At 67.2% G+C, this 18,526-nt stretch carries 15 protein-coding genes; 7 read left to right on the plus strand and 8 right to left on the minus strand.

The window, feature by feature from the left end; all coding sequences use genetic code 11:
- Nucleotides 1-83: 83 nt before the first annotated feature.
- The 4 genes from otsB to AC06FB_RS14755 all read left to right on the plus strand — a co-directional run bounded on the left by otsB (nt 84) and on the right by AC06FB_RS14755 (nt 5,658).
- Nucleotides 84-842: a trehalose-phosphatase gene (gene otsB / locus AC06FB_RS14740; RefSeq protein ID WP_478053833.1), complete on the plus strand. Its 759-nt coding sequence runs from the start codon at nt 84-86 to the stop codon at nt 840-842.
- A gap of 40 nt (nt 843-882) precedes the next feature.
- Nucleotides 883-2,664 (plus strand): glycoside hydrolase family 15 protein, encoded by a 1,782-nt coding sequence (locus AC06FB_RS14745; protein WP_053517094.1) that lies wholly within the window; start codon nt 883-885, stop codon nt 2,662-2,664.
- Complete coding sequence (gene otsA / locus AC06FB_RS14750; RefSeq protein ID WP_053517011.1) at nt 2,661-4,025, plus strand: alpha,alpha-trehalose-phosphate synthase (UDP-forming); 1,365 nt, start codon at nt 2,661-2,663, stop codon at nt 4,023-4,025. Before AC06FB_RS14745 ends, otsA begins: the two co-directional genes overlap by 4 nt.
- Before the next feature lie 322 nt (nt 4,026-4,347).
- On the plus strand, nt 4,348-5,658 hold the full coding sequence (locus tag AC06FB_RS14755) for an OmpA family protein (RefSeq protein ID WP_180875512.1): 1,311 nt from the start codon (nt 4,348-4,350) through the stop codon (nt 5,656-5,658).
- 25 nt (nt 5,659-5,683) lie between these two features.
- On the opposite strand, the gene AC06FB_RS14760 is transcribed toward AC06FB_RS14755, so the two are convergent.
- From AC06FB_RS14760 to rluD, 4 genes are read right to left on the minus strand one after another with little or no spacing between them, the layout of a single operon-like run.
- Complete coding sequence (locus tag AC06FB_RS14760; protein WP_253120073.1) at nt 5,684-6,100, minus strand: thiol-disulfide oxidoreductase DCC family protein; 417 nt, start codon at nt 6,098-6,100, stop codon at nt 5,684-5,686.
- Nucleotides 6,075-6,581 carry a DUF4166 domain-containing protein gene (locus AC06FB_RS14765; protein WP_429000949.1) on the minus strand — a complete coding sequence of 169 codons (507 nt, stop codon included), beginning with the start codon at nt 6,579-6,581 and terminating at the stop codon, nt 6,075-6,077. Before AC06FB_RS14765 ends, AC06FB_RS14760 begins: the two co-directional genes overlap by 26 nt.
- Before the next feature lie 20 nt (nt 6,582-6,601).
- Nucleotides 6,602-7,375 (minus strand): peptidoglycan editing factor PgeF, encoded by a 774-nt coding sequence (gene pgeF, locus AC06FB_RS14770; protein ID WP_478053834.1) that lies wholly within the window; start codon nt 7,373-7,375, stop codon nt 6,602-6,604.
- Nucleotides 7,372-8,361, minus strand: a complete 990-nt coding sequence (rluD, locus tag AC06FB_RS14775; RefSeq protein ID WP_053517019.1) for a 23S rRNA pseudouridine(1911/1915/1917) synthase RluD — start codon at nt 8,359-8,361, stop codon at nt 7,372-7,374. The genes pgeF and rluD overlap by 4 nt, the downstream gene beginning before the upstream one ends.
- Before the next feature lie 113 nt (nt 8,362-8,474).
- Between rluD and AC06FB_RS14780 the strand changes: the two genes are divergently transcribed.
- Nucleotides 8,475-9,362, plus strand: coding sequence for an outer membrane protein assembly factor BamD (locus AC06FB_RS14780; protein WP_053517021.1), 888 nt, complete (start codon nt 8,475-8,477; stop codon nt 9,360-9,362).
- A 72-nt stretch (nt 9,363-9,434) separates the two neighbouring features.
- On the opposite strand, the gene AC06FB_RS14785 is transcribed toward AC06FB_RS14780, so the two are convergent.
- The 3 genes from AC06FB_RS14785 to sucC all read right to left on the minus strand — a co-directional run bounded on the left by AC06FB_RS14785 (nt 9,435) and on the right by sucC (nt 13,348).
- Nucleotides 9,435-11,069 (minus strand): NAD+ synthase, encoded by a 1,635-nt coding sequence (locus AC06FB_RS14785; RefSeq protein WP_053517022.1) that lies wholly within the window; start codon nt 11,067-11,069, stop codon nt 9,435-9,437.
- Between the two features lie 209 nt (nt 11,070-11,278).
- The gene (sucD, locus tag AC06FB_RS14790; RefSeq protein ID WP_005418610.1) at nt 11,279-12,154 is read right to left on the minus strand and encodes a succinate--CoA ligase subunit alpha; all 876 of its coding nucleotides are present in this window, start codon (nt 12,152-12,154) and stop codon (nt 11,279-11,281) included.
- Between the two features lie 24 nt (nt 12,155-12,178).
- Nucleotides 12,179-13,348: an ADP-forming succinate--CoA ligase subunit beta gene (sucC, locus tag AC06FB_RS14795; RefSeq protein ID WP_005418614.1), complete on the minus strand. Its 1,170-nt coding sequence runs from the start codon at nt 13,346-13,348 to the stop codon at nt 12,179-12,181.
- A gap of 330 nt (nt 13,349-13,678) precedes the next feature.
- On the opposite strand from sucC, the gene AC06FB_RS14800 reads away from it, so the two are divergent.
- Nucleotides 13,679-15,298 carry a sensor histidine kinase gene (locus tag AC06FB_RS14800; RefSeq protein WP_478053835.1) on the plus strand — a complete coding sequence of 540 codons (1,620 nt, stop codon included), beginning with the start codon at nt 13,679-13,681 and terminating at the stop codon, nt 15,296-15,298.
- A 54-nt stretch (nt 15,299-15,352) separates the two neighbouring features.
- Complete coding sequence (locus AC06FB_RS14805) at nt 15,353-16,726, plus strand: sigma-54-dependent transcriptional regulator (RefSeq protein WP_053517026.1); 1,374 nt, start codon at nt 15,353-15,355, stop codon at nt 16,724-16,726.
- Nucleotides 16,727-16,795: 69 nt separating this feature from the next.
- On the opposite strand, the gene pilB is transcribed toward AC06FB_RS14805, so the two are convergent.
- Nucleotides 16,796-18,523 carry a type IV-A pilus assembly ATPase PilB gene (gene pilB / locus AC06FB_RS14810; protein WP_053517028.1) on the minus strand — a complete coding sequence of 576 codons (1,728 nt, stop codon included), beginning with the start codon at nt 18,521-18,523 and terminating at the stop codon, nt 16,796-16,798.
- Nucleotides 18,524-18,526: the final 3 nt, after the last annotated feature.

Consider the following 18,526-nt stretch of genomic DNA (forward strand, 5'->3'; position numbering starts at 1 on the left):
CGGCAATCGACAGACAGCGCCGACGCACCGTCGTCGCCTGCTCTCGACCCCACGTACACGCCCACGCTGGCAGGCTGGGCGTCATGGCTGAACCGCTCCCCCTGCGTCCGCCACCTCCATTGCTGGACGATGCCTGCGCGTTGTTCCTCGATGTCGATGGCACCCTGATTGAATTCGCTGCACGACCGGACGCCGTGCAGCTGCTGCCCGATGTGCGTGAGGCCATCGGTCGTATCAGCGACCGCCTGGAAGGTGCCGTAGCACTGGTCAGTGGCCGTCCTCTGGCACAGCTTGACCAGTTGTTCGCGCCTCTGCAGCTGCCTGCGGCCGGCCTGCACGGCCATGAACTGCGTGGCCAGGACGGACGCGTGCTGCGCGACGAACATGACGATGACACCGCCGAATGGCTGCATGCCCTGCATCAGCAGGCGATGCGTTTTGCCCATGGCCATCCCGGGGTACTGGTAGAAGACAAGGGTGTGGGCCTGGCCCTGCACTGGCGCGAGGCGCCGCACGCTGGAAGCGAGGTGCGGGCGTTCGCTGAGCGCCATGTGCGCGGTCGCTCCAGCTACCGCCTGCAACCCGGCGATCACGTGGTCGAGTTCGTGCCCGTCGGCACCGACAAGGGCCGCGCGATCCGGCGGATGATGCAGTACCTGCCGTTCCGGGGCCGCCTGCCCGTGTTCCTCGGCGATGACCTGACGGATGAATTCGGATTCGACGCCGCCAACGGCCAGCATGGCTGGAGCGTGCTGATCGGCGAGCGTGAACCCAGCGCCGCCGTGTTCGCGCTGCCTGACATACGCAGCGTGCACGCCTGGCTGCGCGAGAATGCCTATTGACCCGGCCACCCCCACGGCCGCAACCGAGATGTACCGCGTGATGACCCAACCCGATCTTGATCTGGGCGTGGTCGGCAACGGCAGCTTCGGCGCCCTGGTCGACAAACATGCCCGTGTCGTCTGGAGCTGCCTGCCCACCTTTGACGGCGACCCCACCTTCTGTGCGCTGCTGGGCCCGAACCAGCAGACAGGCGGCGACTTCGCCGTCGAGCTGGAGGACTTCGCCGACAGCGAGCAGGAATATCTCACCAACACCGCCATCCTGCGCACGGTGCTGCGCGACACGCATGGAGGTGCGCTGGAGATCCTCGATTTCGCGCCACGCTGGCGGCAGAACGACCGCTTCTACCGGCCGGTCAGCCTGATCCGCCAGGTGCGGCCATTGGCCGGCAGCCCACGTATCGTCATCCGCGCACGGCCGCTGGCCGACTGGGGCGCACGTGTTCCCGAATCCACGTGGGGCAGCAACCACGTGCGCTGGATCCTGCCCGACCACGTGCTGCGATTGACCACCGATGTGCCGGTCCGAATGGTCCGTGATGGCCTGCCGTTCGTCCTCAACCACCCTGTGCACCTGATCCTGGGCGTGGATGAATCGCTCAACCGCTCGATCAGCGGCTATGTGCAGGAAGCGTTCCAGCGCACGCGTGACTACTGGCGCGAATGGGTGCGCTATCTGTCGATCCCGCTGGAATGGCAGGACGCGGTGATCCGCAGCGCGATCACTCTCAAGCTGTGCCAGTACGAGGACAGTGGGGCGATCATCGCGGCGATGACCACCTCGATTCCCGAAGCTCCCGGCAGCGTGCGCAACTGGGACTACCGCTACTGCTGGCTGCGCGATGCTGCGTTCGTGGTGCGTTCGCTGAACCGGCTTGGCGCCACCCGTACGATGGAGCAGTTCCTCGGCTACATCTTCAACCTCGCCACCACCGACGGCACGCTGCAGCCGCTGTACGGCATCGGATTCGAGGCCAAGCTGGACGAGGATGAAGTTCCCAGCCTGTCCGGCTACCGCGGGATGGGCCCGGTGCGCCGCGGCAATCTGGCCTGGGTGCAGCGCCAGCACGACGTGTATGGCAGCGTGGTGCTGGCCTCCACCCAGCTGTTCTTCGATCGTCGCCTGCAGGACCCCGGGGATGCCCATACCTTTGCCCGGCTGGAACCGCTGGGCGAACAGGCCTTTGCCCTGCACGACGTCCCCGACGCAGGCCTATGGGAGTTCCGCGGCCGCACCGAGGTGCACACCTACACCAGCGCGATGTGCTGGGCCGCCTGCGATCGCCTGTGCAAGATCGCCGTGAGGCTCAAGCGCGATGACCGTGCACGCTACTGGCGCGAGCGCGCCGACATCATCCACGCGCGCATCATGCAGCGGTCCTGGAGCGAATCGCTGGGCCACTTCACCGACACCTTCGACGGCCATCGCCTGGACGCGTCGCTGCTGTTGCTGGCCGACATCGGCTTCATCGATGCACTCGACGCACGTTTCATCGCCACCGTCGAGGCCATCGGCCGCGACCTCAAGCATGGCAATTCGCTGTACCGCTACATCGCACCGGACGATTTCGGCGAGCCGGAAACCAGCTTCACCATCTGCACCTTCTGGTACATCGATGCGCTGGCGGCGATCGGGCGCATGGATGAGGCACGCGAGATGTTCGAGACGCTGTTGAAGCAGCGCAACCATCTTGGCCTGCTGTCGGAGGACCTGGCCTTCGACAGCGGCGAAGCGTGGGGCAACTTCCCGCAGACGTATTCGCATGTGGGTCTGATCACGGCAGCGATGCGCCTGTCGCGTTCGTGGCAGGAGGCATCATGAGTCGTCTGGTGGTGGTCTCCAACCGCGTTGCCGTGCCCGGCGAGAACCGCGCCGGGGGCCTTGCGGTGGGCCTGCTGGCTGCGCTCAAGGAGCGCGGCGGCATGTGGTTCGGCTGGAGTGGCAAGACCGTGCGTGATGGCAGCGGCGCGCTGCATGAACAGCAGGACGGCGACATCCGCTTCGTCACCATGGACCTGAACAAGCGCGAGGTGGACGGCTACTACAACGGCTTCGCCAACCGCACGCTGTGGCCGCTGCTGCATTTCCGCCTGGACCTTGTCGACTATGACCGCGGCACGCGCGAGACATATCACAAGGTCAATGCGATGTTCGCGGACAAGCTCGCGCCGTTGCTGCGCGAGGACGATATCGTCTGGATCCACGACTACCATCTGATCCCGCTGGGTGCCCTGCTGCGCGAGCGCGGCATCGGCTGCCGCATCGGCTTCTTCCTGCACATCCCGATGCCCTCGGCGGACCTGCTGCAGGCCATGCCCGACCACCTGCGGCTGTTCTCCGCGCTGTATGCCTATGACCTGGTGGGATTCCAGACCCAGCGCGATGCCGACCGCTTCCAGACCTACCTGCGGCTGTTCGGCGGCGGTCGCGTGCTCGACAACGGCGAACTGGAGGCCCCGGGGGGGCGCCGCTTCCGCGCTGCCGCCTTCCCGATCGGCATCGACACCGGGCTTATCGCGCGTCAGGCCAGCACCGCAGCGGCCAAGGCCGCCGTGAAGAACCTGCGGGCCAGTCTGCGGGATCGGCAGCTGGCCATCGGCGTGGACCGCCTGGACTATTCCAAGGGGCTGCCCGAACGTTTCCTCGGCTTCGAACGTTACCTGCAGCGCCACCCCGACCAGCGCGGCACCCTGACCTACCTGCAGATCGCGCCGGTCTCGCGCGGTGATGTCACCGAGTACCGGCAACTGCGCAGCCAGCTGGAACAGATCGCCGGGCACATCAACGGTGGCCATGCCGAGCCGGACTGGACGCCGCTTCGCTACGTCAACCAGAACTTCACCCATGCCACCCTCACCGGCTTCTACCGCGCGGCGGCCGTCGGTCTGGTCACCCCGCTGCGCGATGGCATGAACCTGGTCGCCAAGGAGTACGTCGCCTCGCAGGACCCGGAGGATCCGGGCGTGCTGGTGCTGTCCCTTCTGGCCGGCGCCGCCGATGAACTGAAGCAGGCGCTGCTGGTCAACCCGCACGATCTGGACGGCGTGGCCGATGCCATCGCCACGGCCGCCACCATGTCGCTGCGCAAGCGCCAGGAGCGCTGGCACGCCATGATGGAGCACCTGCGTACCTACGACATCAACCATTGGCGGCGCAGCTACCTGGACGCCCTCGAAGGCTGAATCAGGCGCATTCTGTACGCCGAAACTTGACGCTTTTGGCTCGAAAGTAATTGCGCATGCAACCATCCCGGCGCTGTGGCGTGATCTCCACCGCCGCTGTCGCAAGTGGCACTAAGGCAGGCGAACGTCCTGCTGCCCCAAGGCTTCCAGCCAGCTGCGTGGCGTCCTCGCGACGCCATCGCGGAAAACGAAAGAAAATGAACCGGCGATATTTCATTTCGCATTGACGCGACCTCCCCACAGTGGCGCCCCCAGAGCTCCTGCAATCGACAGAAGCCGCACCGTGCACGACTGCGTGCACATCACTCCGGGGATCCACTGCATGCACGCGTACGACCGTTTCATCGAAGAAGCCAGCCACCGCCTGGGACTGGGCCATCGCACCCGTTGGGTGGTTGATGTGATTGCCGGCTGGATAGCCTCCCACCCACGGGGACTGGACGGACTGGAGCAGACCTTCGAGCAGGCGGGCCTGGGGGTTCACTTCCGATCCTGGCGGCGTCCCGGGCAGCCGCCGCTGCCGGTGCTGGCCAGCGACCTGCAGCGTGCGCTGGGTGATCCGGTCATGGACCGGCTGGCCCGGCGCAGCAGACTGTCATCGGGGGCGTTCCGGGTCGTGGCCTGCGATCTGCTGCCGGGGCTGATCGCATTGACGTCCCAGCCCATCGAGCCGGCCCCTTCGGAGCCGCGCCAGCTGCGCAACCGCCCGCAGCGGCAGCGACCGCAGATGGCCGGCACCCTGCTCACCCCGCGGGTGCAGGGCATGGCCCTGCGCAGCCTGCTGTGGATGATGGCCGCCGTGGTCGTGCTCGGCGCTACCGCATGGCTGCAGCTGAAGGCACGCACGCCGCTGTGGACGCCACAGGCGATCGTCCGCGAACACGACGCGCGGCTGTTCCTGCACCAGCGCGGCGCGCAGGTCTCGGTCCATGGCAGCCTGCCCAGCGACGCCCTGCGCCGCCGCCTGTGGAGCGCGTTGATTGCGGTGCATGGCGCAGGGCACGTCAGTGGCCGTATCGAGATCGATCCGCAGGCCCGGTCGCCGCGCTGGTTCGAGCGCCTGATCCGCACCCTGCCCTGCCTGCAGGGCGACGGACTGCGCCTGGAGTTCGCCGGCAACCAGCTGGATATCGACTCCACCGCCCTGAGCGAAGAGCGGCGCCTGGCGATCTCGCGGCAGCTCCGCCAGGATTTCCCCGCCCTGCGGATGAGTGGGCTGTGGGGTCCGGGCCGGGCGGCATTGTCGCGGCTGCCGGCCGATGCCGGCGCCGCGCAGCGGATCGCTGCGCTGAACCTGACCCGGCTGGAGTTCCATCCCGGCTCCAGCGAACTGCGCGGCAGCTCCAGCGAAACGCTGCAGGTGGTGGCCGACGCATTGCGCAGCACTGCGCCGGGCACACGGGTGGAAGTGGCCGCTCACACCGACAGCCAGGGCGCGTCCGAGGCCAACCGGCAGCTCAGCCAGCAGCGTGCGGACGTGGTGGTGACGGCGTTGCAGGCGCATGGCGTGCCGGCACCGACGCTGGTCGCGGTGGGGTACGGCGAGGAGCATCCGGTAGCCGACAACCGCAGCGAGGACGGCCGCGCGCGCAACCAGCGCATCGCCTATCGGCTGCTTGCGGCTCCGCACTGACACCGCGCGCGGACCGACCGGCGCATCAGTCCAGGAAACGGCCGGCCTGCTGCGTCGTCGCCAGCGTGCAGCGGTCGTGACGACCGAACCAGCGGTATCGGTTGCGGGCCAGCCTGCGATAGGCCGCATCCCGCCAGCTGCGCGGCAACAGGCGCAGCACGCCCGCCAGCCGCCATGCGCCTCCCAGCCCGGTCAGCACGCGCAGGATCGCGTCCGTGTCAGTCCAGGCGCCCTGCTCGTCCAGCAGCAGAAAGGAGCGCGGGTCCTGCGGATCCAGCCCATGGCTGCGCAGCAGCAGGCTGCCATGCGTACCCTGCATCGCTGCGAAGCGATAGCGCCCGTGGCGGTCCACACGCAGCAGGAAACGCACCCAGCGACTGCACAGCGCACAGACGCCATCGAACACGATCACTGCGTCAGTGCGGGTCGAGCCAGCCTTCATAACGGATCAGGGGTCCAATCCAGGGCAATGTCACATCAACCAGGAAAGTGTAGCGCTCTGCGGCCCAGGCCTCGCGGCAGCGCACGCCGTCGAACCAGCGCGTCGGCAGCGGCAGCAGGCCGAACACGCGGACGCTGCGCACCGACCAGTCGATGCCGCCTTCACGCGCCCGCAGCTCGAATCCGAAGTGCACGGCACCGAGCTGCTCATGCAGACCGCCTTCCTGTGCCCACAGCCGCGACACCATCGGCCAGCGCCCGAAACGTCGCGCCCACTGCTCGCCTTGCCCGCAGACGCTGAACACCACCTCGACCGGCAAGGCGTGCGCCTCCTTCGGCAGCCGCGCCAACGCGGCCAGCATGGGCACCAGCCAATGGCGGCCCCGTGCGATCCGCGCCTGCCCGGTACGGCGGCACGGCAGCGGCGCCGCATGCAACGCCTGCACCGGTGCTGCCAGGGTGGGGAAGGCCGGCCCCAGCACCTGCGCGAACAGCGGCACGGTCAGGGAGCGATCCAGGCCAGCGTTGCCATGCGGCCGGTGCGGCGGTCGCGACGGTGCGAATACAGGTCCGGATCGGCAATGGTGGAGATCGTGCCGCCAGACACCTGGGCCGGGTCCACGCCCACGGACTGCAGGCGCTGGCGGGCCAGTGCGAACAGATCGACCTTCCAGTGCCCTGCGCGGGTGGCCACGAAGGCGGCGGCCGCCGCCGGTTCGTGGCCGACGAAGGCCTGATACACCTCTTCGCCGATCTCATAGTCGGCAGGCCCTGCCGCCGGGCCCAGCCAGACCCGCAGCTGCGACGGCGCGGTGCGCATCGCGGCTACCGTGTGTTCCAGCATGCCATCGGCCAGGCCGCGCCAGCCCGCATGGGCCGCGCCCACTTCGCTGCCGTCGGCGGCGGCAAACACCACCGGAAGGCAGTCCGCGGTCAGGATGGCCAGCACCACCCCCGGCACCGACGTCACCGCGGCATCGGCCACCGGCTCGCTGGCCCCGGCCACTGGCGGGCCATCAAAGCGCAGCACGGTGGTGCCATGCACCTGGCGCAGCCAGTGCGGCGCGGAGGGCAGCGCCAGTCCCTGCTGCAGCAGTTGCCGGTTGTGTTCGACGTTGGCCGGCGCATCTCCATCGGCTGCGTGCCGGTTGCCCAGGTTGAACTGGGCAAAGGGTGCCGGCGAAATGCCCGCGCCGTGCCGGCGTGTGGTCAGCGCCCGCACGCCCGGCGGCGCCGGCCAGTCAGCCTGCAGCAGCGGCAGCGCGGTCGCCTTCACCAGCGATCCCGCTCGCGCTCGGTAAAGGCCTCGCTGTCTTCGCGCAGCACCTTCATCAGGTGCAGCATGTCGTCCGGTACCGGCGCCGAATTGCGCACCGGCTCGCCGGTGATGGGATGCACGAACTCCAGCGTCTCGGCGTGCAGGGCCTGGCGCTTGAAGCCACGCAGCGCGGCCACCAGTTCGTCGCTGGCGCCCTTGGGCAGCTTCAGCGCACCGCCATACAGCGGGTCGCCGATGATGGGGTGGCGCAGGTGCGCCATATGCACGCGGATCTGGTGGGTGCGGCCGGTTTCCAGCCGGCATTCCAGCGCGGTGTGCGCCCGGAAGCGCTCGCGCAGGCGGTAATGGGTGATCGCGTCCTTGCCGTCTTCGCGCACCGCCATCTTCAGGCGGTCGCGCGGATGACGGTCGATCGGCGCATCGGCGGTGCCGCCGGCCACCAGAGCGCCCATCACGATGGCCAGATACTGGCGGTGCACATCACGCGCGGCCAGCTGTTCGACCAGGGCCGTCTGCGCCTCCAGGGTGCGGGCGACCACCATCACGCCGCTGGTGTCCTTGTCGAGGCGATGCACGATGCCGGCGCGCGGCAGAACCGCCACCGACGGGTCGCGGTACAGCAGCGCATTGACCAGGGTGCCGCTGTGGTTGCCGGCACCCGGGTGGACCACCAGGCCGACCGGCTTGTTGATCACCAGCAGGTGCTCGTCCTCGAACAGCACGTCCAGCGGGATGTCCTCCGGCTGGGCATCGGTCTGGGTCTCCAGCACCACGTTCAGGGTCACCACCTCGCCACCGCGCAGCGGATCGCGCGGCCGCGCCTGGGCGCCATCGAGCAGGACGTCGCCGGCCTTGATCCATTCGGTCAGGCGTGAACGGGAGTACTCGGGGAACAGTTCGGCCACGACGGCGTCGAAACGCCGGCCGGCGGCGGTGTCGGGGACGATGGCCTGGCGGGCCGATTCGGAGGGTTGTTCAGACATGGCAGGGGGGTATCTTTGAAATTTTGGGGTCCCGGCGGTCGGTTTCAGTCGCAGGACAGGACACTAGGCTATCATCGACCCTTCGTATTCCAGACGCGTCCCGCCTTGACCCCATGATCCGACGCTCCGCCATGCTCTCCGCGCCCGTCCGCCTCACCGCCCTGCTGCTGGTGCTGGTCATCGCCGCCACCGGCTGCCATCGCGGCGCCAAGAAGGGTGATCGCCCCGACGAGGGGACGCCGGTCGAACAGCTGTACGAGAAGAGCCACACGCTGATGAAGGGGGGCAACTGGAGCGGCGCCGAAGCCAGCTTCCGTCGCCTGGTGGCCCAGTATCCCTACGGCCCGTACACCGAACAGGCGATGATCGAAACCGCCTACGCGCAGTACAAGGCCGGCAAGCACGACGATGCGGTGTCGAGCATCGACCGTTTCATCCGGACCTATCCGACCCATCGCAACATCGCCTACCTGTATTACCTGCGCGGCCTGGCCAACTCCAACCGCAATACGGTTTTCCTGCGTCGCGTATGGTCCCTGGACCCCAGCCGCCGCGATCTGTCCACGCCGCACCAGGCGTATTCGGACTTCAACATCGTCGTTGACCGCTACCCGAACAGCCGCTACGCCGCCGACGCCCGCCAGCGGATGATCGAGCTGCGTGACGTATTCGCCCAGCACGAGCTGGACAACGCGCTGTACTACATGCGCCGTGGCGCCTGGGTGTCGGCCGCTGGCCGCGCCAACTACCTGCTGGAAACCTATCCGCAGAGCGCCTTCCAGTACGACGCCGTGGCAGTCCTGGCCGACTCCTACACCCACCTGGGCAACAAGACCCTGGCCGACGATGCCCGGCGCGTGCTGGAGCTGAACCAGCCCGATCACCCGTGGCTGGCAGGCAACTGGCCGAAGTACCCCTGGATGATCCGCAAGCTCAACCCGTTCGCAGGCGAGAAGTCCGCCAGTACCGGCCAGCGCAACGCGCGGCTGGAAAAGAAGTAAGAAAAGGGCCCCGCAAGGGGCCCTTCCTTTTTGTGGGGCCCGCCATGGCCGGGCCCTGCGGAGGCGCGGGCCTCAGCCCTTGTAGCCGTTGCTGATCGGATAGCGGCGTTCGCGGCCGAAGGCGCGACGGGAGACCTTCGGCCCCGGTGCGGCCTGGTGCCGCTTCCACTCGCTGATGCGCACCAGCCGCAGCACGCGGTCGACCACGGCCGCATCGTAACCGGCTGCAACGATCTCGGCGCGCGACTGCTCCTGGTCGACGTAGCGGTACAGGATGCCGTCCAGCACGTCGTAGGCCGGCAGCGAATCCTGGTCCAGCTGGTTCTCGCGCAGTTCGGCCGACGGCGGGCGGCTGATCACGGCCGGCGGAATCACCGGCGCACCCCCCACGGTATTGCGCCACTTCGACAGACCGAATACTTCGGTCTTGTACAGATCCTTCAACGGCGCGTAGCCGCCACACATGTCACCGTAGATGGTGGCGTAGCCGACCGCATACTCGCTCTTGTTGCCGGTGGTCAGCAGCAGGCCACCGAACTTGTTGGCCAGCGCCATCAGGATCACGCCGCGGCTGCGCGACTGCAGGTTCTCCTCGGTCACATCCGGGGTTGTGCCCTCGAACAGCGGCGCCAGCGATTCCATCAGGCCCTTGAACGCCGGCTCGATCGACACCGCTTCCAGCTTCACTCCCAACGCCTGGCACTGCTCTGCAGCCAGATCGTTGGACAGGCCTGCGGTATAGCGTGACGGCAGGCGCACGGCAGTCACGTTCTCGGCCCCCATCGCATCCACCGCCAGGGCCAGCACCAGGGCCGAATCGATGCCGCCGGACAGGCCCAGCCACACCTTCGTGAAACCATTCTTGCGGCAGTAATCCTGGATGCCACGGGTCACCGCGCGCCAGGCCAGGGCGTCCATGCTCTCGTCGCCATCGTCCATCCAGACGTGTGGCATGAAGCGACGGCTGGCACCGTCGTACTCCACCACCAGCCACTGGTCGACGAACGCAGCGGCGGCCGGGTGCACCGTACCGTCGCCATCGGCCACCACCGAAGCGCCGTCGAACACCAGTGCGTCCTGGCCACCGACAACATTGAGATACGCGATCGCCGCACCGCTCTCGCGGGTGCGCGCGGCCAGCACGGCATCGCGCTGGGCGTGCTTGCCGCGCTCGTAGGGCGAGGCATTGGGCACCACCACCAGCTGCGCGCCAGCACGCACGGTATCGGCCAGCGGCTCAGCGAACCACAGGTCCTCGCAGATCAGCAGGCCCACCGGAATGCCGTCGACGTCGAACACGCAGCTGCCGCCATCAGGATCGACGTCGAAGTAGCGGCGCTCGTCGAACACCGCGTAGTTGGGCAGCTCGCGCTTGCGATAGGTCTGTTCGACCCGGCCATCGCGCAGCACGCTGGCGGCGTTGTACACCACCGCGCCCGCCGCCTGCGGCCAGCCGACCACAGCGGTGATGCCGCGGCAGGCAGCTGCAATGCGCGCGATCGCCTGCTCGCATTCGTACAGGAACCCCGGACGCAGCAGCAGGTCTTCCGGCGGATAGCCGCTGACCGCCAGCTCGGGGAACATCACCAGCCCGGCGCCATGCTCATCGCGCGCCTGGCCGATCATCTCGATGATGCGCTCGGTATTGCCGGCGACATCGCCGACCGGAAAATCGAACTGCGCCATCGCGATGCGGATCGAAGCCATGGAAGTCCAGCCTGTGGTTGCAATGGCCCATTGTAACGCCGCACCGTGTGCCTGCCGGGCGTACCCTGCAGGTAGCGCCGGGGCCATGGCCGGCGGATGACTGCGCGACGCCCAGACGCAGAAAAGCCGCCCGGAGGCGGCTTTTCCAAAGCGAGCCGAGCATGGGCTCGGCTCTACAGAATCGTGCCGGCCGGAGGCCGGCGACGATCTTACTTCACCAGCTTGGCGATGGCAGCGCCCAGGTCGCCGGGCGAACGCACGGTGACGACACCAGCCGCTTCCATGGCGGCGAACTTGCCTTCCGCCGTACCCTTGCCGCCGGAGGCGATCGCACCGGCATGGCCCATGCGCTTGCCGGCCGGCGCCGAGGCACCGGCGATGAAACCGACGACCGGCTTCTTCACGTGGTTCTTGATGTATTCCGCACCGGCTTCCTCGGCGTCGCCACCGATCTCGCCGACCATGATGATGCCTTCGGTCTGCGGGTCTTCGTTGAACAGCTTCAGGCAGTCAACGAAGTTCAGGCCGTTGATCGGGTCGCCGCCGATGCCGATGCAGGTGGACTGGCCCAGGCCGACTTCGGTGGTCTGCTTGACCGCTTCATAGGTCAGCGTGCCCGAACGCGACACGATGCCGATCTTGCCGGGCTTGTGGATGTGACCCGGCATGATGCCGATCTTGCACTCACCCGGGGTGATGACACCCGGGCAGTTCGGGCCGATCAGCACGGTGTCCGGGTAGGAACGGGTCAGCACGTTCTTGACGCGCAGCATGTCCAGCACCGGGATGCCTTCGGTGATGCAGACGATGACCTTGATGCCGGCAGCTGCGGCTTCCAGGATCGCGTCGGCCGCGAACGGCGGCGGCACGTAGATGACCGAAGCATTGGCGCCGGTGCTCTGCACGGCGTCGGCAACGGTGTTGAAGACCGGCAGGTCGATGTGGGTGGTGCCACCCTTGCCCGGGGTCACGCCGCCAACAACCTGGGTGCCGTACTCGATCATCTGAGTCGCGTGGAAGGTGCCCTGCTGGCCGGTGAAGCCCTGCACGATCACCTTGGTGTTCTTGTTAATCAAAACAGACATGGGAATTTCCTTCGGTGTCGTGGATCAGGCGGCGTTCTTGACCGCTTCAACGACTTTCTTGGCGCCGTCGTTGATGTTGTCAGCCGGGATGATGGCCATGCCGCTGTCACGCAGCAGCTGCTTGCCTTCTTCCACGTTGGTGCCTTCCAGGCGCACCACGACCGGCACCTTGACGCCCACTTCCTTCACGGCGGCGATGATGCCCTCGGCGATCATGTCGCAGCGGACGATGCCGCCGAAGATGTTGACGAAGATGCCTTCCACCTTGTCCGAGGACAGGATCAGCTTGAACGCTTCGATGACGCGCTGCTTGTTGGCACCGCCGCCCACGTCCAGGAAGTTCGCCGGCTCGCCGCCGTTGAGCTTGATGACGTCCATGGTCGCCATGGCCAGGCCGGCGCCGTTCACCATGCAGCCGATGTTGCCGTCCATGGTGACGTAGTTGATGTCCAGCTCCGAAGCGGTCACTTCGGTTTCATCTTCCTGGGACTTGTCGCGCATCGCGACCAGTTCCTTGTGGCGGAAGTTGGCGTTGTCGTCGCTGTTGAACTTGCCGTCCAGCGCGTACAGGTTGCCGTCGTCCAGGATCGCCAGCGGGTTGATCTCAACCAGCGCCAGATCCTTTTCGTTGAAGATGCGGTACAGGTTCACCATGATGTTGGCGAACTGGCCGGCCTGCTTGGCGGTCAGGCCCATCTTGAAGCCGATGTCACGGCCGTGGTAACCCTGCACGCCCTCGACGAAGTCCACATTCAGGGTGTGGATCTTGTCCGGGGTCTCGGCAGCCACCTGCTCGATTTCCATGCCGCCTTCCGAGGAGGCGATGTAGCTGATGGTGCGGGTGCCGCGATCCACCAGGACCGACAGGTACAGTTCCTTGACGATCTCACCGGCGGTGGTCACCAGCACCAGGTTGATCGGCAGCTCGACGCCGGCGGTCTGGTAGGTGGCCATCTTGGTGCCGAGCATCTTGGCCGCTGCGGCCTTCACGTCATCGACGGTCTTGCAGAACTTGACGCCGCCAGCCTTGCCGCGGCCGCCAGCGTGGATCTGCGCCTTGACCATCCAGGGGCCCTGGCCCAGCGACTGGGCGACTTCAACCGCCTCGTCCGGAGTAGCCGCGACCTTGCCGGCCGGGACCGGGATGCCGTATTCGGCAAGCAGTTGTTTTGCCTGGTATTCGTGGAAATTCATGCGTCACCGTGGGAATAGGAACGACCGCACGCAATTCCTCAGGGCCTCCGGGGGAGGCACCGGCACGGACCGCGGCGGGCCCACTATTGTGGCCGAGCCGGCGCCGGGGCGCAAAGAAGTCTGTACGCAGCACCGGATCCGGGCGGATTTCCGCTGTCATTCAGGCAGTTGCGGATCGCCGGCAGCCGCCCGGCCGCCCTCGCCACAGGCCGATTGCGCGACGCGGACCCGCGGCCGGGCATCGCCACGACCGTATACTGGGCATCTGCGTCCGCTCGGGCATGCCCGTCGCACAACCCAGATCCAGGCAGCCAGAAGGGGAGTTCCGGCGTGTCACCCAGTGCTTCATTGATCGACCGCATCGAATCGATTCCGCGGCGCGAGCTGTACTTCTTCGCCCTGTACCGGGTGCTGATCGCAGCCGTGATCGCCGCCCTGCTGTACAGCCCGTTGTCGATGATGGTCGGCGAGGCCCACCACCCGCGGCTGGCCTACACCGTCGGCGCGGCCTACCTGGCGTTGTCGCTGCTGGCCCTGGCGATCGGCCGCAACGAACGCTGGCTGCGGCCGATCGTGGTCACCGGCGTGCTGGTGGACATCATCGCCGCCATCCTGCTGGCCCACGCCCTGCCCGGCGCCAGTGCCGGCATCTCGATGTCGCTGCTGTTCAACATCGCCGCGGCCGCCACCCTGCTGCCGCTGAGCTGGGGCCTTGGGCTGGCCCTGGCGGCGAGCCTGGCAACGGTGGGCGAATACCTGTGGAAGCTGCTGGAGGGCGGCGACCCGACCCGCACCCTGGCCGAGCTGGCGATGTTCACGACCAGTTACCTGGCCCTGGCCTTCATCAGCTACCAGGTCGGCAGCCGCGCCCGCCGCAACCAGCAGCTGGCCAACCAGCGCGGTGACGAGGTGGCCAATCTGTTCCAGATCAACGAACTGATCATCCGCCGCATGCGCACCGGCGTGCTGGTGGTGGATGCCGACAGCCGCATCACGCTGGCCAACGAGGCTGCCTCGATGCTGCTCGGCGACAGCGACGGTGCGGGCGGAACCGGCCGCCTCGATCTGGCCAGCGTCGCACCCGAGCTGGCCCGTCGCCTGCAGCGCTGGCGCAACGGCTGGACCCAGGACGAACTGCCGCTGCAGCTCAATCCGGACCAACCCGAAGTGCAACCGCGCTTCGCGCGCCTGCTGGCCGGCAGCGAACTGGCCCTGGTCTTCCTGGATGATTCCAGCGTGGTGTCGCGGCGCGCCGAGTCGCTCACCCTGTCGGCGATGGGCCGCTTCTCGGCCAGCCTGGCCCATGAGATCCGCAATCCGCTGGCGGCGATCAACTATGCCGTGCAGCTGCTGGAAGAAGGTACCGGCTTCAACGAAAGCGACCGCCGCCTGCTGCAGATCATCCGCCAGCAGTGCCAGCGCACCAACGGCATCGTCGAGAGCGTGCTGGGCCTGGCCCGGCGCGAACGTGCCACGCCGGAGAACGTGGATCTGGTCTCCTTCGTGCGCCGCTTCGTGCTGGAGTACAAGCAGGGCCAGACGCTGGAAACCGACAGCATCGAACCGATCGTCAGCGACACCTCGGTGCCGGCGCAGGTCGACACCCGCCACCTCTACCAGGTGCTGACCGTGCTGGTCCATAACGCCCTGAAGTACGGCCGCATCGGCCAGCAGCCGGCCCGCGTGCGGCTGCGTGTAGCCCGGCACGAACGCAGCGCGGTGATCGACGTGATGGACCGTGGCCCCGGCATTCCCGAAAGCGTGGCGGCGCAGCTGTTCCGGCCGTTCTTCACCACCTCCGAGCACGGCACCGGCCTGGGCTTGTACATCGCCCGCGAATTGTGCAGGGCCAACCAGGCACGGCTGGATTACATCCCGGTGCCAGCCGGCGGCTCGTGCTTCCGCTTGGTCCTGCCAGGTCCGCACACCCTGCTGCCCGATGGGTCCTGATTCTGTGCGTCAAACATTTGTCGCTTTCAGCCCCCTCGTTTATCTTTTCCGCCCATGAACGAAACCCGCAGCGCCCTCGTCGTCGACGACGAACGCGACATCCGCGAACTGCTGGTGCTGACGCTCGGCCGCATGGGGCTGCGCATCAGTACTGCAGCCAACCTCGCCGAAGCGCGCGAGCTGCTGGCCAGCAATCCTTATGACCTGTGCATCACAGACATGCGCCTGCCGGATGGCAACGGCATCGAGCTGGTCAGCGAGATCGCCCAGCACTACCCGCGCACACCGGTGGCGATGATCACCGCCTTCGGCAGCATGGATCTGGCAGTGGAAGCCCTGAAGGCGGGCGCCTTCGACTTCGTCAGCAAGCCGGTGGACATCGCCGTACTGCGCGGACTGGTCAAGCACGCGCTGGAATTGAACAACAGCGAGCGGCCCGTACCGGGCCCCGTCGCCGAACAGGGCGCCCGGCTGCTCGGCAATTCGCCGGCGATGGACGTGTTGCGTGCCACCATCGGCAAAGTCGCGCGCAGCCAGGCCCCGGTCTACATCCTCGGCGAATCCGGCGTCGGCAAGGAACTGGTCGCGCGGACCATCCACACCCAGGGGGCACGTGCTGCCGGGCCGTTCGTGCCGGTCAACTGCGGCGCGATTCCCGGCGAACTGATGGAGAGCGAGTTCTTCGGCCACCGCAAGGGCAGCTTCAGCGGCGCCCACGCCGACAAGCCCGGCCTGTTCCAGGCCGCCCATGGTGGCACCCTGTTCCTGGATGAGGTCGCCGAGCTGCCGCTGCAGATGCAGGTGAAGCTGTTGCGCGCGATCCAGGAGAAGTCGGTGCGCGCGGTGGGTGCGGCCAGCGAGGAACCGGTCGATGTGCGCATCCTGTCGGCCACCCACAAGGATCTGGCCGAGCTGGTCGAGGACGGCCGCTTCCGCCACGACCTGTACTACCGCATCAATGTGATCGAACTGAAGGTGCCGCCGCTGCGCGAACGCCGCCAGGATCTGCCGGAGCTGGCCGCTGCCGTGCTGGCGCGGCTGGCCCGCAGCCACGGCCGCACCACGCCGCTGCTCGCGCCCTCGGCGCTGGAGGCACTGGCGCAGTACGCCTTCCCCGGCAACGTGCGCGAACTGGAGAACATCCTTGAGCGCGCGCTGGCCCTGGCCGAGGAAGACCGCATCGGTGTCGACGATCTGCGCCTGCCGCAACACGCCCCCCGCATGCCCGGCAACGGCACGGCCGCCGAAGCCGTGGTCGATCTGCAGCCGGGCAGTGCCGCCCTGCCCTCGTACATCGAACAGCTCGAACGCAGCGCCATCCAGCGCGCGCTGGAAGAAAACCGCTGGAACAAGACCCGTACCGCCGCGCAGTTGGGCATCACCTTCCGCGCGCTGCGCTACAAGCTGAAGAAGCTGGGCATGGAGTAAGGGCCGCAAGACCCAGCGGTCGGATCCCTTTCCGCAGGAAAGGGCTCCGACGCCGCCAGCACAACCGCGTCAATCCTTGGTAACGCGATTGATCTCGGCCAGGCTGGTCACGCCCGCCGCGACCTTCCTCAATGCCGACTGCCGCAGGTCATTGACCCCGATCGCCTGCGCGGCTTCGGCAATCTGCAGCGCATTGCCACCGGCCAGCACGATCGTGGCGATCTCGTCGGTCATCGGCATCACCTGGTAGATACCGGTACGGCCCTTGTAACCCTCGGTGCATTCATCACAGCCCACCGCCTCATGCAGCTGGATGCCCTCATCCAGCTGGGCCTGGGTGAAGCCCTCGGCCAGCAATGCATGCTCCGGCAGCTGCGCCGGGCGCTTGCAGTTCGGGCACAGCCGTCGCGCCAGACGCTGGGCGATCACCAGGGTCACCGAGCTGGTGATGTTGTACGGCGCGATGCCCATGTTCATCAGGCGCGCGATGGTCTGCGGCGCGTCGTTGGTATGCAGGGTGGACAGCACCATGTGGCCGGTCTGCGCGGCCTTGATGGCGATCTCGGCGGTCTCCAGGTCGCGGATTTCGCCGACCATGATGATGTCCGGATCCTGGCGCAGGAACGAGCGCAACGCAGCGGCGAACGTCATGCCGCGCTTGTTGTTCTGCTGCACCTGGTTGACGCCGGGCAGCCGGATTTCCACCGGGTCTTCCGCCGTGGAGATGTTGCGCGTCTCGTCGTTGAGAATGCCCAGCGCGGTATACAGCGACACCGTCTTGCCCGAACCGGTCGGCCCGGTCACCAGCACCATGCCGTACGGCTTGTGGATCGCATCCAGGAACAGCTTCTGCTGGTCGGGCTCATAGCCGAGCTTGTCGATGCCCAGCTTGGCGGCACTGCCGTCGAGGATACGCAGCACGACCTTCTCGCCGAACAGCGTCGGCAACGTGCTCACACGGAAATCGATCTGCTTGGACTTGGACAGGTTGAGCTTGATGCGGCCATCCTGCGGCACGCGCTTCTCGGCGATGTCCAGCTGCGCCATCACCTTCAGGCGCGCAGCGATGCGCTGGTTCAACTTCACCGGCGCGCGCGCGACCATCTTCAACAGCCCATCGATGCGCAGGCGCACGCGGTAATCGTCTTCGTACGGCTCGAAATGGATGTCCGACGCGCCCTTGCGGATCGCATCGACCAGCACCTTGTTGACGAACTTCACCACCGGGGTGTCGTCGCCCTTGGCATCGATGCCGGAGTCGCCGCCCGCGCCATCCTCATCGCCCAGGCCCACGTCGAGGTTGGCCATCCCCTCATCGTCACCGCCCAGCGCGTCACCCAGCGTGTCGTGGCTGGCGTGCCACTGTTCCAGAGTGCGGCGGATCTGGTCCTCGTCGACCAGGATCGGCTCCACCACCAGGTTGGTGTGGAACTTGATCTCGTCCAGTGCGTGGGTCGGGTTGCTGGTGCCGACGAACAGCTTGCCGCCACGCTTGAACAGCGGCAGTACGTTGTGCTTGCGCAGCAGTTCCTCGCTGACCAGGCTCATCGCGTTCTGGCTGGCATCGAAGGTCGAGACGTCGAACAGCGGCATGCCGAACTCAACCGCATTGGCCGCGGCCAGCTGTGCTGCCCCCACCACCTTGTTCTGCGCGAACCACTGCGGCAGCGGCTGCCGCGCGGCGGCGGCCCGGGTCATGGCGTCGCGGGCGGTGGCCTCGTCCAGCGCACCATCCTGGACCAAGCGGCGCGCCAGCCCGGTGATGCCGACAAGGTTGGGGGATGAAACAACGCTCATGGG

The organism is Stenotrophomonas sp. Steno-C15 (genome assembly GCF_056393265.1).